Genomic DNA, 13,401 nt, shown 5'->3' on the forward strand with positions numbered 1-13,401 from the left:
GGCCTGACCCCCTCGCCCCCCTCCACTCCGGGGCGCCGTGAGCGTTGCGGGTCTCTCGCTCACAGGAACGACGATGCCCGCCGGCCCTTCAGCGCCGGTTGGGGCGCGCTAAATTCGCTGGTCGGGACCGGTTTCCCGGCCCGACGGTGCGCCGTCGTCCGGCGGACCGTCGGGAGCGGGCGAGGTGGCGTCCGTGCCCTCCGTCGCAGCCTCCGCCGCCTTCGCGGCCTTCTCGGACGGCTTCTCGCCGTTCTTGTCCGGGGCGTCGGGGTCGACGTCCATGGTGCTGCGGTACGAGACGAAGAACACGACCCAGCCGATCACGACCACGAGGACGTAGCTGACCAGGCGGTACAGGAGCGTTGCGGTGAGGGCCTGACTGAGCGGCATCCCGGAGAGTGCGAGGGCCGGGACGAGCGCGCCCTCCACGAGGCCGAGGCCGCCGGGGATCGGGCTGATGGTGTTGACCACCTTCGACGCCGCGTACGCGCCGGCGAGCGCGGCCAGGCCGGGCGCCTCGCCGACGGCGTAGCAGGCGAAGGCGAGGCAGGCCACGTCGGCGATCCAGTTGAACAGCGACCAGCCGAAGGCCTCGGCGCCGTAGCGGCGGCCCATCTTCACGGACTGGAGCTGCTCGATCACCTCGCGCAGGCGGGCCAGGCCGGTGTCCTCGGGCTTGTTGCGCAGGTCGTTGGTCCAGCGGATGAGGCGGGCGCCCACGACGTACAGGCCGTCCGGGTGCGAGGCCACGTACTGCACGAGCACGATGAAGACCACCAGCATGCCGACCGAGAAGAGCACCGAGTACGGGCTCGTCTTCGCGCCGGCCAGCAGGGCGCCCGCGAGGCCGAGGACGGCGAGGCCCGCCGACATGAGCAGGCCGCTCATCACGATCTGCCAGGCCGCGACCACCCGGGAGGCGCCCCACATGCGGGTGCGGCGGTAGACGAGGGTGGGGGCGAGCACCTGCCCGCCCGGCATCGTCTGCGAGACGGAGTTCGAGGCCATCTGCAGGCCCAGAGCCTGCCGCTGCGTCACCTTGACACCCGCCGAGCGGAGTAGCACGCGCGTCACCTGGGCGAAGGAGTCCATGGAGAAGAAGACGGCGATCACGCAGGCCAGCACCCATTCCCAGCGGATGTGCTCCAACTCGCGGATGGACTTCGAGACCGTCGGGCCGAACAGGTACACCTCGACGCCGAGGACGATCGCGATGACGAGGAGCAGCGCCCGGCGGACCCACCTCAGCCGCCGCCGGGTCACGGCGGTGTCCTTCGAGGGCGTGTCCTCGGGCGGCGGGCCGCCGGAGGGCTCGGCGCCGGGGGAGGGCGCGTCGTCGTCTGCCTGCATCGGCGCCAGCCTACTCAGCGGTTAACGTGGGCACATGGAAGGCCTCGCATCGCGGCTGCGGCGCGTCGAGCCCGCCGGCGACGCCGCCGGGGTGCGCGCGTCCGACGGCGACCCCCGCGCGCCGCTGTGGCGCGGTGCGCAGTGGTTCCGCGCGCTGTCCGTCGTGTACGCGGTGGGGCGGCAGATCGACGAGGCCGACCGGTACCAGCGGATCGGCTGGAGCTGGGTGATGATCGGCGCGGTGGTGGCGGTCAGCCTGATCGCCGGGATCGGCTACGTGCGCGGCTTCGGCCGCAACCGGTGGTTCGTGATCGGCGAGTTCGTGGCGGCCGCTGTGCTGGCCCTGGGCACCGTCTGGGTGGCCTCGCCCGAGTTCACCGCCAACAATCAGGCTCTGCCCACCACGTTGTGGTTGACCAATCCGGTGGTCTCGGCCGCGATCCTCGGCGGCCCCGTCGCGGGCATGGCGGGCGGCATCGCCATCGCCGTCGTCAACGCGATCTACCGCGGCACGTTCCCCGAGACCATCGTCCGCGACGCGAACTACCCCGTGTTCATGGCCGTCGGCCTGGGGCTCGGCGTGGCCGCCCGCGTCGCGATCCGCTCGCAGGAGCAGCTCCGCGAGGCCGAGCGCGTCGCCGCCGAGGCTCGGGCCCGGGAGCGCCTCGCCCGGGAGGTGCACGACGGGGTGCTGCAGGCGCTGGCCTTCCTCGCCCGACGGTGCGCGGAGCTCGGTGGTCCCGGAACGGAGCTGGGCGCGCTCGGTGAGCTGGCCGCGCAGCAGGAGCGGGCGCTGCGGCATCTGATCGCGGAGACGCCGGTGGGCCCAGCGCCCGGGCCGGAGGACGAGGGCACCGTCGACCTGCGGGACCTGCTGCGGCCCCTCGCCTCGTCGACGGTGACGCTCGCGGAGCCGGGCGGCGCCGTGCTGCTCCCGGCCGGGCCCGCCGCCGAGGTGGCCGCGGCGGTGCGGAACGCGCTCGACAACACCGCGCTGCACGCCGGCCCCGGGGCGCGCTCGTACCTGCTGCTCGAGGATCTCGACGACGCCGTGCTGGTGACCGTGCGCGACGACGGCGCCGGAATCGCGCCGGGACGCCTCGACGCCGCGCGGGCGGAGGGCAGACTGGGGGTGTCGGAGTCCATCGTCGGGCGGATGCGGGCGCTGGGTGGCCGCGCCGAACTGACGACGGGCGTCGGCGACGGGGTGGAATGGGAGTTGTCGGTGCCGCGGTCGACGCACGAGTCGTGACCGCGCTGGTGATGAGGAGACGAGTGCTGTGAACGTTGACCCGGCGGGCATTTCCGTGCTGGTGGTGGACGACCACCCGATGTGGCGCGAGGCGGTGGCCCGCGATCTCGAGGCGCGCGGCTTCGCCGTGGCCGGCACCGCCGACTCGGTGGCCGCCGCGGGCCGGATCGCCGGCGCGGTGCAGCCCTCCGTGGTGCTGATGGACATGTCGCTGCCCGACGGGAACGGCGCCGCCGGAACCGCGCTGGTGCTCGAGGCCGCGCCGAAGGCGCAGGTGCTGATCCTCTCCGCCTCCGACGAGCGGGATGATGTGGTCGAGGCCGTCAAGGCCGGCGCGTGCGGCTACCTGGTCAAGAGCGCCTCGGCGGAGGAGCTGGTGGCCGCGGTGCACGCCACCGCCGCCGGGCAGCCGGTGTTCACCCCCGGCCTCGCCGGACTGGTGCTGGGCGAGTTCCGGCGCATGGCGTCGGCGCCCGAGCCCGCCGGTCCCGGGCTGACCGCTCGCGAGACGGAGGTGCTGCGGCTCGTGGCGAAGGGCCTGTCCGCCAAGCAGATCGCGACGCGCTTGCACCTGAGCCACCGCACCGTCGAGAACCACGTGCAGGCCACGCTGCGGAAGCTGCAGCTCGGCAACCGCGTCGAGTTGGCGCGGTACGCCTTGGAGAACGGGCTGGACTAGTGGCGCCCGGTTCCGGTCCCGGCGGAGCCGATCGGGAGTCCGCGCCGTCGCGCCGGCGAACGGGGTCGCCCCCGCCCGCCGGCGGCCCGGCCCAGCGCTCGCCGGGCGCGGTGGATCAGGAGATCGGGACCTCCTTGATCTTGGTGTCCTCCTTGCCCGCGGTCTTGCAGTAGGCGATCGCCTCCGCTCGCAGTGCGGTCGCCGCGCCCGCTGCCGGCTCCTCGCCGTGCTTGTCCTTGTACATCTTCTGGACCTGCTCGGTCTGGTCGGCCTCGGACATCGCGACGAAGTCCTTACATGTGGTGTCGGCGCCGGCTTCGGCGCACCCGCCCAGCGTCAGTGCCGCTGCGAGAGCGGCGATCACTGCCACGGAACGAGTCGATTCCAGTCCTCTCATCGTCGCCGCCTCAGCCACGTCGTCCGGTGACCAGGCCCACGACGAACAGCAGGACGCACGACCCCGCGAGCGCGGTGAGCAGAGTGAGGATCCACCCGGCGCCGGCCGTGGAAACGCCGAGGAGCCTGAGGATGATCCCGCCGACGACACCGCCGACGATGCCCACCGCGATGTTGAGGAACAGGCCCTGCTGCGCATCGGTTCCCATGATCTTGCTCGCGAGCCACCCCGCGATGCCACCGATGATGATCCAGGCGATCCAGCCTATGCCGTCGAATCCGAGGTTCGCCTCGATCACCGTTGTCGAGAGTTGCATTGTCTCCTCCTTCTGTGCGGAAACCTCGTGGAGGCCACTCGCTGGGAGGACACGCAGGGAGACCGGCGATCCGTGATGCTCTGCGGGAGAAGCCGACGGCGCGCGTCCATACCGACGGGCGTCGACGACGCCGATCGGTTGAGCGGCCGCACCGTGGTCTCAATGCGAATGCACTCGAAGCGATCATCGCTTCGGTACGGCGGAAGACTAGCACGGATGCCGTACCGGGAGAGGCGTTCCCAGAGGCGGTGGAGGACCGGGCGGGATCACGCGGGCTCGCGGCTCGCGGACCCCTTCTCCACCACGCGTTCTGCGATCGTCGCCAGGGGAACGTTGCTGTCGCTGGAAACGCGGGACAGGAGTTCGAACGCCCGCACGGCGTCCACGTCGAAACGCTCCATGAGCATTCCCTTGGCCTGCCCGATGATGTCTCGGCTGGCCAGGGCGGAGCGGAATTGCAAAGCGCGATCGTTGGCGATGAGGGCCGTCGCGGCCTGCGTCGCCAACATCCCGCCGACGGTCTCGGATTCGTCGCCGAAGGCATCGACCTTCTCGGAGAACAGGTTCAACGCGCCGACCCGGGAATCGAAGGTGAACAGCCGGAACGAGAGCATGCTGAGGATTCCCGCTTCCACCGCGGCGGGCGCGAATTCGGGCCAGCGGTCGTCGCCGCGGAGGTCGGGTGCGCGGGTGGCGGGGTTGGTGGTCGCCGCGTCCCAGCACGGGCCCTGCTGGAACCGGTGCTGGAGTGCGTCGAGCTTCTCGGTCAGTTCCGAGGTCGGCGCGAGGGAACCGTACTTCTCGGGCCCCTCGACGATCAGGATCGAGGCGCCCGCCACATCGGGAATCAGCTGGACGCATGCGGATGTGACGCTCTCGAGTGTGCTGTCGAGAGAACTCGTCTGCGCGATGTTGCGGGACATCTCCGCCATCGTCGTCAGCAGGCTTTCGAATCCCTCGTCAGTCATGCTCGTCCTCCGGTACCGGCAGTATTCGGTGTACCGCGAGAAAAGTAGCACGGTCGCCCGGGCTCTCCGCGCAGCCGACGAGGACCACCCGGATGCTCTAGTACGGAGCCGTATTCGGGTGGTCCTACGGTCGGCGTCCTACTCGCCGAGTCCCGCCGCCGGCGCGTCATCGGGCCGGGGCTGCAGAGCGTGGGGCGGATGCCCGGTGAGGTACTCGGGGCTGAGCAGGGAGTCGAGCACGGCCTCGTCGAGCAGGGCGCGCTCGCGGACGATCTCGACGACGCCCCGCCCGGACTCCAGCGCCTCGGCGGCGACGGAGGTCGCGGCGGCGTAGCCGATAGTGGGGCTCAGCGCCGTGACGACGCCGATGGACTCGGCCACCATCTGCTCCAGGCGTTCCCGGTTCGCGGTGATCCCGGAGACGCAGCGCTCGCCGAGCACCCGGGCCCCGCGCGTGAGGTGCGCGATGGACTCGACCAGCGAGCGCGCGATGATCGGTTCGAAGGCGTTGAGCTGCAGCTGCCCGCCCTCGGCGGCCATGGTGATGGTGACGTCGTGACCGATCACCTCGTAGGCGATCTGGTTCACCACCTCGGGGATGACGGGGTTGACCTTGCCCGGCATGATCGACGACCCGGCCTGCACCGCGGGCAGGTGGATCTCCGCGAGGCCGGCGCGCGGGCCCGAGGACAGCAGCCGCAGGTCGTTGCAGGTCTTCGACAGCTTCACCGCGATCCGCTTGAGCACGCCGGAGAGCTGGACGAAGACGCCGACGTCGGCGGTGGCCTCGATCAGGTCCGTCGCGCCGACCAGCTCGTGGATGCCCGTGACCTCGCGCAGCTGCTCGATGACCTTGCGCCGGTAGCCAGGGTGGGCGTTGAGGGCGGTGCCGATCGCGGTGCCGCCGATGTTGAGCTCGTGCAGCAGGCGCGTCGCCTCCTGCAGCCGCACGATGTCCTCGCCGAGCGTCGTGGCGAAGGCGCCGAACTCCTGCCCGAGTGTCATCGGGACCGCGTCCTGCAGCTGGGTGCGGCCCATCTTGAGGATGCCCGCGAACTCGTCGGACTTCGCGGCGAAGGTGCCGCGCAGTTCCGTGAGCGCCTCGGCAAGCTCGGCGAGCTGGGTGATGAGGGCGATCTTGATCGCGGTTGGGTAGACGTCGTTCGTGCTCTGGCCCAGGTTCACGTGGTCGAGCGGGTGCAGCGCGGCGTAGTCGCCCTTGGGGCGGTCCAGGTGCTCCAGCGCGGCGTTGGCGATCACCTCGTTGGCGTTCATGTTCGTCGAGGTGCCGGCGCCGCCGGCGATGGTGTCGACGACGAACCACCCGTGCAGCCCACCGTCGCGGATCCGCTCGCAGGCCGCGACGATCGCCGCGGACCGCTCCTCGTCGAGCAGGCCGAGCTGCCGGTTCGCCGACGCCGCGGCCTGTTTCACGGCGGCCAGCGCGTTCACCAGGTGGGTGTGGATCGCGATGGGGACGCCGGTGATCGGGAAGTTCAACAGCGCCCGGGCGGTGTGGGCGCCGTAGTAGGCGTCGGCGGGGACATCGATGTCGCCGAGCAGGTCGTGCTCGCTGCGCGTCTGGGATGTGGTCATCGCACAATCGTTGCGCACCGCCGCCGCTCGCTCGGCGGTTCGGCGGATCAGATTGTGCGCCCGGCCCGTCCGGAGTCGGCCTCCGCGGTGAGGGGGACGCCCGACGTGGCGAAGACGTCGAGCACCTCGGCGTAGAGCCTCGGGCCGAGCGCGGCGCGGACCTCGTCGGCGTGGGTGAGGCGGAAGCCGAAGGGCTCGTCCTCGGGGGTGCCGAAGCCGCCGCGCAGGCAGTCCACGAGGGCATCGAGGTTGCTGCCGAAGTAGCCGTCGGGGCCGTTCACGGCCCGGCCGAGCTCGGTGTAGAAGTCGGCCGCCCCGGTCACCCGGCGCCCGTCCACGGTGTAGGTCTTCACGATCAGGCTCCCGTCACGATGCAGAACGAGGCGTAGTGGTCGCCGGTGTAGTACCAGTTGGGCGGCGAGGTGAGCGGCGTTCCGCCGGTGACGATCCGGCGCGCGCCGCGCGTCGACGAGCCGGGCGTGGGCACCGTGTACTCGTGGTAGTAGCCCGAAGCCTGCGCGGGCAGGATGCCCTCGCGGTTCTGGAACACCACCCCGTCGTTCTTGGGATACGGGAAGGGCCCGCCCTGGTGGATGAGGTTCGCGGTGTCGGTGGCCTGCGCGGGCAGGGACGACAACGCGCAGGTGGGCAGGGCGGCGGAGGCGGGGGAGACGGTCGCGACGGTGACGCCGAGCGCCACGACGACCGATCCCGCGAGGCGGGTTGCGGTACGCATGCTCAGAAGTTAGCCGAACTAGATGATCGCGTGGTGGCGGTGCGGTGAACGTCCGGGCCGGGTTCCGACGGTGCGCCTACCGCTCGCGCGGGGTGTACGTCGTCAGGCCCAGGGCCACGACCGTGAGCTGGCGAGTGGTGCGGTCGATGAGCTCGTCCTCGTCGCGGGTGTTGCGGGCGTCGATGCGCACCAGCTCGGCGACGAAGCCCAGCATGATCGTGACGTAGAGGTCGGCGATCATGTCGAGGTCCTCGACGCTCCACTCGCCGAGCGCGGGGATCCGCGACAGGTCGTGCGTGAGCTCCTTGGCGAACAGCCGCAGCTCCACGTCGATCGCGCGCTGCAGCTCAGGGGAGCCGCCGTAGCGCTCGCGCACGAGGAACTGGAACTCCGCGTCGTTGGTGCGGGCCTGCTTGGCGACGACGCGGATCGCCTCCGCGCCGCTCGGCGCCACGCCCTCGCGCCGACCCTCGCGGAGCATGCGGCGCAGGACGCGCATCGCGTCCTCGACGAGGGTGACGCCGAGGTCGTCCATCGAGGCGAAGTGGCGGTAGAAGGCGGTGGGCACGACGCCCGCCGCCTTGGCGACCTCGCGCAGCGACAGGCTCGCGAACGAGCGTTCACCGGCCAAGGCCAGCGCCTCGTCGAGCAGGGTCTGCCGCGTGCGCTCCTTGGCCTCCGCCCGCGACGGCCCCGGGGTGTGCCGTTCGACGGCGCGCGGGGTCGGTCTGGGCATGGATCCGAGTCTATCCCGCCGGGGCGAACGCGCTGCGTGCGCGGCTCGCGCCGGGGTGGAGGTCGAACCCGGCGCGGGGTCTGTGGTGGACGTCACGGAACTACTCCTTGACGGGGAGGCGACGACTGCGTGCATACTGTGAGTGTACAAGCGTGCACTGAACGGAGAAACACAGCCATGAGCCGCTTCACCCGATTCGCCGGATCCGTCATCGAGGCGGTGCTGACCCCCCACGCGGTGGACCGCTACCTCGAGCTCGTCGACCCGATGGTCACCTGGACCGACATCCGTGGCCGCGTCACCGCCGTCAGCCGGCGCAGCGACCGCACCGTGACCTTCAGTGTGACGCCCACCCGCCAGTTCGAGGGTTTCCAGGCGGGCCAGTTCATCCAGGTCAGCGTGGTGATCGACGGCGTCCGTCAGACCCGCTGCTTCTCGCCCGCCGGCTCGCAGCATCAGCCCGGCGACCTTGAGTTCACCGTGACCGCGGACGCCGACGGCCACGTCAGCAAGCACCTCCGCGAGAACCTCGCGGTGGGCGACGTGCTGGGCCTGACCCCGGCGGCCGGTACCTTCACCCTGCCCGGAACGCCCGGCGATCGCCCCGCGCGGATCCGCCTCATCAGCGGCGGCAGTGGCGTCACACCCGTACTCTCGATCGTGCGCACGCTCGTGGACGAGGAGCACGACGGGGCGATCGACGTCCTGCACTTCTGCCGCGACTCCGGCGACAACCCGTACCGCGAGGAGCTCGACCGCCTCGCCCGCCGGCAGAACGTCTCGGTGACCTATGTGTACACCCGCGCCGGCGGCCGCCACCTCGGCCCCGAGCACCTCGAGGACCTCGGCGACATCGGCTTCGCCTGCGGGCCCGCCCCGCTCCTCGACACCGCGAAACAGCTGTACTCCGACGCCGGCGTCGAGCTCCGCGTCGAGGAGTTCACCCCGCCCGTGGTGGCGGCACCGTCGGGCGAGGCGACCGGCACCCTGCGCTTCACCGAGGCCGGCACCGAGGTCGACAACGACGGCCGCAGCATCCTCGACCAGGCCGAGTCGTCCGGCCTCTTCCCCGAGAGCGGCTGCCGCATGGGCATCTGCTTCTCCTGCACCGCGGTCCGCAAGACGGGCTGCACCACCAACATCCTCACGGGCGAGACGAACGACGAGCCCGACCAGCACATCCAGCTCTGCATCAGCGCGCCCGTCGGCGACGTCGAGATCGCGCTCTAGCCACCATCTTCGAAGGGGAGTCCATCATGACCGAGCACATCACCCTCACCGCCGAGCAGGTCGAGGCCATCGGCGAGCGCTTCGACGCCATCCGCACCCGCGTGGTGAACGACCTGGGCGCCAAGGACCGCGAGTACATCTACAAGATCGTGCGCGCGCAGCGCGGCTTCGAGATCGCCGGTCGCGCCATGATGTACCTGCCGCCGCTGTGGCCGCTGGCCGTGGGCTCCCTGGGCGTGTCGAAGATCCTCGACAACATGGAGATCGGCCACAACGTGATGCACGGCCAGTACGACTGGATGCGTGAGCCGGGCCTGAACTCCCGCGAGTTCGAGTGGGACACCGTGTGCCCCGCCGACCAGTGGAAGCACAGCCACAACTACCTGCACCACACGTTCACCAACGTGCTCGACATGGACCGCGACATCGGCTACGGCATCCTGCGCATGGCCCCCGAGCAGAAGTGGCACCCGTACTACCTGGGCAACCTCGCCTACGCGGGCGCGCTCATGGTGCTCTTCGAGTGGGGCGTCATGCTGCACGACCTCGAGGCCGAGCGGATCGTCAAGGGCGAGCGCAAGTGGGGCGACATCAAGGAGCTCGTCGCCGGGATGCGGAAGAAGGCGGGCAAGCAGGTCCTCAAGGACTACGTCATCTTCCCGGCGCTCACCGGGCCCCTGTTCCCGCTGACCTTCCTGGGCAACATGTCCGCGAACCTGATGCGCAACCTGTGGACCTTCTCGATCATCTTCTGCGGGCACTTCCCGTCGGGCGTGCAGACCTTCACCAAGGAGGAGACGGCCGACGAGACCCGCGGCGAGTGGTACGTCCGGCAGATGCTGGGCTCGGCGAACATCGACGGCGGCCGCCTCTTCCACATCCTCAGCGGCAACCTGAGCTTCCAGATCGAGCACCACCTGTTCCCCGACATCCCCGCCAACCGCTATCCGGAGATCGCCGCCGAGGTCCGTGCGACGTGCGAGGAGTTCGGCCTGCCCTACAACACGGGCTCGCTGCGCGCCCAGCTCGGCTCGACGTGGAAGAAGATCGCGAAGCTCTCGCTGCCGAACCGCTGGACCAAGCAGGAGCCCGAGCTCGCCGTCACCATCGAGCGTGCCCGGCACGAGGACGCCGCGTCGAAGGCCCTCGCCAAGGCGGGCTGGCAGCGCGCCGCCGAGCGTGAGATGGTGTCGGTCTAAGCCGGACTGCAGGAGGGCGCGGACGTGGGCAAACTGGAGCGGCGCAAGGACGCGGCGCAGGAGGCCGTCGAGTCGACGGCCATCCGCGTCGGCCGGATCGCGACGATCATCACCACCGCCGTCGCCGATGTCGCGCGGGAGGTCGGCGACGCCATGAGCGATGCCCTGGAGATGCGGCAGGCGGCCAAGGCCGCCGCCGCGGACGAGGCCCGCACGGAGCAGCGGTCGGCGCCGGCCGCCCCCGCCGACCTGCCGGACCCGCCCACCGCCGGGCACGAGACCGTCTCCGACGCGTCCGAGGAGTCGTCATCCGACGCGAACGACTCCGGCGTGGCGTCACCCGACGCGACGGAATCCGACGAGACCGGGCCGGCCACGGACTCCTGACCCGCGCGATGGAGCCACCGTGAAGAGAACGGTGGCAGCGCGCCCCCGGCCGTGAGAAGGTTGCAATCCAACAGTCTTTCGGGAGAGGTGTGGTCGTGAGCGCAGTAGAGCAGGGCAAGGCCGTGGTGAAGACGATCCGCGGCATCATCGGCGGCCTGACGCAGGCGCGCGGCGCGGCCGGTCGCGCCGCGGACGAGAAGTCCGAGATCACCTCCGACGTCGCCGCCGTGAAGTCGGCCGGCAAGGAGGTCACCGAGGGCGTGACCAACCTCAAGTCCGCGGGCTCGAAGCTGGACGCGGACGTGAAGTCCACCGCGGCGAACGTCTCCGCCGACATCGCCGCCGTCAAGGGCGTCAAGACTCCCGCTGCGAAGCCCGGCGCCGCGGACAAGGGTGCCGCCGCGGCCGCGGCGAAGGCCGACGCGAAGCCGGCACCGAAGGCCGACACCAAGGCCGGGGAGAAGCCGGCGCCGAAGACCGAGGCCAAGCCGGGACCGAAGGCCGAGGCCCCCAAGGTCGAGGCCCCCAAGGCCGCTGCGCCGAAGCCGGCCCCGTCGGCCCCGAAGGCGAAGCCCTGATCGTCGGGAAAACGGTCGAATCCGGGCCGGGAATCCCCTGAGCGGATCGCCGGGCCGGAATCGGCCGATTCCTCGACGGATCAGGTCTCGTCGACCTCCACGCCGTAGGCGCTGACGAGGGCGGCGACGCCGTCGGTCCAGCCCTGCGCGACCGCGCGCAGCCGCAGCACCGGGCCCTCCGCGGTGTCGCGGTGGTACACCTCGCACAGCGCGGCTGCGCGCAGGCCCGGCTCGGGGGCCGTCGGGACCGCCCACGCGCCGTCCGCGCACTCGACGACCACGGCCGGCACCGTCGGGCGGGTGGGTTCCGGCGCGTCGGAGGCGACTGCGACCACGATCCGGGCGCCCCGCGGCAGCAGGTGCGGCGCGAGGACCAGGCCGGTGGCCGCGAGCTCGGCGATGCCGTCCGGGTCGCGCGGGTTGTTGTAGAAGACCAGGTGCTGCTCGCTGAGCACCCGCCGATCGCCGTCCACGACCAGCGCGAACAGGTCGCCGTCGGACCTGATCCCGGGCGGCGTCAGTAGCAGCCGCTCCTCCGCCGTCACCGGCAGGTCCACGGTCTCGCCGCGGCGGAGCTCGACCGTTGCGCCGGGGGCGGGCGCGCTCGGGGGAAGCACGGTGGTCGCGGCGTCGCCGGCGGGGTCGTCGACGGCCGGGCGGATCGTGGTCGAGGCGTAGTGCGGATCGTCGCCGGCCCCGTCGCTCTCGCCCTCGCCCGCCGGGGCCGGCGGTGCCGCTGCGCAGGCGTCGGGGGCGGACGCGGCGATCGCGGCCAGGGCAGCCGCGAACTCGCCGCTCGTCGCGAACCGGGCCGCCGGGTCCTTGGCGAGGGCGCGTTCGAAGACGGCGTCGAGCTCCGCGGGCAGGCCCGGCCCGCGGAGGTGCAGCGACGGGATCGGCTGGTAGAGATGCGCGCCCATGATCGCCGCGATCGTCGTGCCGGCGAAGGGCGGCGCGCCGGTGAGCAGCTCGAACGCGGCGGTCGCCAGGGAGTAGAGGTCGGTCCGGTTGTCCAGCTCGAGCCCGTTGATCGCCTCGGGGGAGAGGTAGCCCAGGGTGCCGACGGTCGTGCCCGTCACCGTCAGCGAGCTCGCCTCCGTCGAGGCCTTCGCGATGCCGAAGTCGACGAGCTTCACCGCGCCCACCCGGCCGTTCCGCATCCGGACCAGCACGTTCGCGGGCTTCACGTCGCGGTGGGTGATGGAGAAGTCCTCGTAGGCGTAGTCCAGCGCCGCGGCCACGCCGCTCACGATCTGCGCGACCAGCCCCAGCGGCAGCGGGCCGCGCTCGCGTAGGAGCTGCTTGGCGTCGGTGCCCTGCAGGTACTCCATCGTCAGCCACAGCCGGCCGTCGTCGAGCCGCCCGCGGTCGTAGAGGTGCACGATGTTCGGGTGCGAGAGCGGCGCCAGTAGATCCGCCTCGTGGATGAACCGCGCCTGGAACTCCTCGCTGGAGGAGACGGCACCGTCGAGCAGCTTGAGGGCGTCACTGCGCGGCAGCCTGGGATGCGCGACGAGGAAGACCTGCCCCATCCCGCCCGCGCCCAACCGATCGAGCACCCGGTACCCGGCGATCTCCAGGTCCTGGTCGTTCCCCGCCACGGTCACCGAGCCTACTGCGCGGCGACCCGCACCGGAATACGGAACGAGCCCCGATCCGTGGGGATCGGGGCTCGTTCGTCGTGCGGATCAGTCCTGGTGCGGGGGACGCTGCTGGGGGCGCGGTCCCTCACCCGTCGGGCCCTGCGGGCGCGGACCCTGCGGCCCGCCCGGGCCCTGGGGCCCCTGCGGACGCGGCGGGTACGGCTGGCGCGGACCCTGCGGCCCGCCCGGGCGCTGCTGCCGCGGCATCGGGCCGCTCGGACCCGGGCCGATCGGACCGCTCGGACGCTGGCCCTGCGGGCCGCCGGGGCCCTGCGGGCCGGGCGGCGGGCCCTGACGGTGCCGCGAGGGCTGTCCCGGCCCCTGCGGGCCGCCC

At 71.6% G+C, this 13,401-nt stretch carries 16 protein-coding genes; 7 read left to right on the forward strand and 9 right to left on the reverse strand.

What is annotated here, in order from left to right; translation table 11 throughout:
* Positions 1 to 108: 108 nt before the first annotated feature.
* Positions 109 to 1,350 carry a lysylphosphatidylglycerol synthase transmembrane domain-containing protein gene (locus LB823_RS22850; RefSeq protein ID WP_224651927.1) on the reverse strand — a complete coding sequence of 414 codons (1,242 nt, stop codon included), beginning with the start codon at positions 1,348 to 1,350 and terminating at the stop codon, positions 109 to 111.
* Between the two features lie 34 nt (positions 1,351 to 1,384).
* On the opposite strand from LB823_RS22850, the gene macS reads away from it, so the two are divergent.
* Entirely contained in the window at positions 1,385 to 2,602 is a 1,218-nt protein-coding gene (gene macS, locus LB823_RS22855) for a MacS family sensor histidine kinase (protein WP_224651929.1), read from the forward strand.
* Between the two features lie 28 nt (positions 2,603 to 2,630).
* On the forward strand, positions 2,631 to 3,281 hold the full coding sequence (locus tag LB823_RS22860) for a response regulator transcription factor (protein WP_224651931.1): 651 nt from the start codon (positions 2,631 to 2,633) through the stop codon (positions 3,279 to 3,281).
* Positions 3,282 to 3,396: 115 nt separating this feature from the next.
* Here LB823_RS22860 and LB823_RS22865 read toward each other — a convergent pair whose 3' ends face one another.
* The 7 genes from LB823_RS22865 to LB823_RS22895 all read right to left on the reverse strand — a co-directional run bounded on the left by LB823_RS22865 (position 3,397) and on the right by LB823_RS22895 (position 8,030).
* Positions 3,397 to 3,651, reverse strand: a complete 255-nt coding sequence (locus LB823_RS22865) for a hypothetical protein (RefSeq protein WP_224651933.1) — start codon at positions 3,649 to 3,651, stop codon at positions 3,397 to 3,399.
* Positions 3,652 to 3,688: 37 nt separating this feature from the next.
* Complete coding sequence (locus LB823_RS22870) at positions 3,689 to 3,994, reverse strand: GlsB/YeaQ/YmgE family stress response membrane protein (protein ID WP_224651935.1); 306 nt, start codon at positions 3,992 to 3,994, stop codon at positions 3,689 to 3,691.
* Positions 3,995 to 4,260: 266 nt separating this feature from the next.
* Entirely contained in the window at positions 4,261 to 4,917 is a 657-nt protein-coding gene (locus LB823_RS22875) for a GAF and ANTAR domain-containing protein (protein ID WP_224651937.1), read from the reverse strand.
* A 183-nt stretch (positions 4,918 to 5,100) separates the two neighbouring features.
* Positions 5,101 to 6,558 carry an aspartate ammonia-lyase gene (locus LB823_RS22880; protein WP_224651939.1) on the reverse strand — a complete coding sequence of 486 codons (1,458 nt, stop codon included), beginning with the start codon at positions 6,556 to 6,558 and terminating at the stop codon, positions 5,101 to 5,103.
* A 47-nt stretch (positions 6,559 to 6,605) separates the two neighbouring features.
* Complete coding sequence (locus tag LB823_RS22885; protein ID WP_224651941.1) at positions 6,606 to 6,911, reverse strand: barstar family protein; 306 nt, start codon at positions 6,909 to 6,911, stop codon at positions 6,606 to 6,608.
* Positions 6,912 to 6,913: 2 nt separating this feature from the next.
* Positions 6,914 to 7,294 carry a ribonuclease domain-containing protein gene (locus tag LB823_RS22890; protein ID WP_224651943.1) on the reverse strand — a complete coding sequence of 127 codons (381 nt, stop codon included), beginning with the start codon at positions 7,292 to 7,294 and terminating at the stop codon, positions 6,914 to 6,916.
* A 76-nt stretch (positions 7,295 to 7,370) separates the two neighbouring features.
* Positions 7,371 to 8,030, reverse strand: a complete 660-nt coding sequence (locus tag LB823_RS22895; protein WP_224651945.1) for a TetR family transcriptional regulator — start codon at positions 8,028 to 8,030, stop codon at positions 7,371 to 7,373.
* Positions 8,031 to 8,207: 177 nt separating this feature from the next.
* Between LB823_RS22895 and LB823_RS22900 the strand changes: the two genes are divergently transcribed.
* The 4 genes from LB823_RS22900 (at position 8,208) to LB823_RS22915 (ending at position 11,424) form a co-directional block, all read left to right on the forward strand.
* The gene (locus LB823_RS22900; protein ID WP_224651947.1) at positions 8,208 to 9,260 is read left to right on the forward strand and encodes a flavin reductase family protein; all 1,053 of its coding nucleotides are present in this window, start codon (positions 8,208 to 8,210) and stop codon (positions 9,258 to 9,260) included.
* A 26-nt stretch (positions 9,261 to 9,286) separates the two neighbouring features.
* On the forward strand, positions 9,287 to 10,459 hold the full coding sequence (locus LB823_RS22905; RefSeq protein ID WP_255604303.1) for an acyl-CoA desaturase: 1,173 nt from the start codon (positions 9,287 to 9,289) through the stop codon (positions 10,457 to 10,459).
* A gap of 24 nt (positions 10,460 to 10,483) precedes the next feature.
* A complete protein-coding gene (locus tag LB823_RS22910; protein WP_224651949.1) occupies positions 10,484 to 10,846 on the forward strand; it encodes a hypothetical protein in 363 nt (120 codons plus the stop codon).
* Between the two features lie 95 nt (positions 10,847 to 10,941).
* Positions 10,942 to 11,424 carry a hypothetical protein gene (locus LB823_RS22915; RefSeq protein WP_224651951.1) on the forward strand — a complete coding sequence of 161 codons (483 nt, stop codon included), beginning with the start codon at positions 10,942 to 10,944 and terminating at the stop codon, positions 11,422 to 11,424.
* Positions 11,425 to 11,504: 80 nt separating this feature from the next.
* Here the strand turns inward: LB823_RS22915 and LB823_RS22920 are convergent, their stop codons facing one another.
* On the reverse strand, positions 11,505 to 13,025 hold the full coding sequence (locus LB823_RS22920; protein WP_224651953.1) for a protein kinase: 1,521 nt from the start codon (positions 13,023 to 13,025) through the stop codon (positions 11,505 to 11,507).
* A 96-nt stretch (positions 13,026 to 13,121) separates the two neighbouring features.
* Here LB823_RS22920 and LB823_RS22925 point away from each other — a divergent pair.
* Positions 13,122 to 13,401 (forward strand): hypothetical protein (locus tag LB823_RS22925; RefSeq protein WP_224651955.1); only part of this gene is annotated, 280 nt, incomplete at its 3' end.

Source organism: Tsukamurella sp. M9C, assembly GCF_020169415.1.
In the GTDB taxonomy this organism is placed as follows: domain Bacteria; phylum Actinomycetota; class Actinomycetes; order Mycobacteriales; family Mycobacteriaceae; genus Tsukamurella.

Bases quoted from the DNA above. Each gene is read 5' to 3' on its own strand.
- LB823_RS22850 (WP_224651927.1), bottom strand. From the start codon at position 1,350: ATGCAGGCAGACGACGACGCGCCCTCCCCCGGCGCCGAGCCCTCCGGC.
- macS (WP_224651929.1), top strand. From the start codon at position 1,385: ATGGAAGGCCTCGCATCGCGGCTGCGGCGCGTCGAGCCCGCCGGCGAC.
- LB823_RS22870 (WP_224651935.1), bottom strand. From the start codon at position 3,994: ATGCAACTCTCGACAACGGTGATCGAGGCGAACCTCGGATTCGACGGC.
- LB823_RS22875 (WP_224651937.1), bottom strand. From the start codon at position 4,917: ATGTCCCGCAACATCGCGCAGACGAGTTCTCTCGACAGCACACTCGAG.
- LB823_RS22880 (WP_224651939.1), bottom strand. From the start codon at position 6,558: ATGACCACATCCCAGACGCGCAGCGAGCACGACCTGCTCGGCGACATC.
- LB823_RS22890 (WP_224651943.1), bottom strand. From the start codon at position 7,294: ATGCGTACCGCAACCCGCCTCGCGGGATCGGTCGTCGTGGCGCTCGGC.
- LB823_RS22895 (WP_224651945.1), bottom strand. From the start codon at position 8,030: ATGCCCAGACCGACCCCGCGCGCCGTCGAACGGCACACCCCGGGGCCG.
- LB823_RS22900 (WP_224651947.1), top strand. From the start codon at position 8,208: ATGAGCCGCTTCACCCGATTCGCCGGATCCGTCATCGAGGCGGTGCTG.
- LB823_RS22905 (WP_255604303.1), top strand. From the start codon at position 9,287: ATGACCGAGCACATCACCCTCACCGCCGAGCAGGTCGAGGCCATCGGC.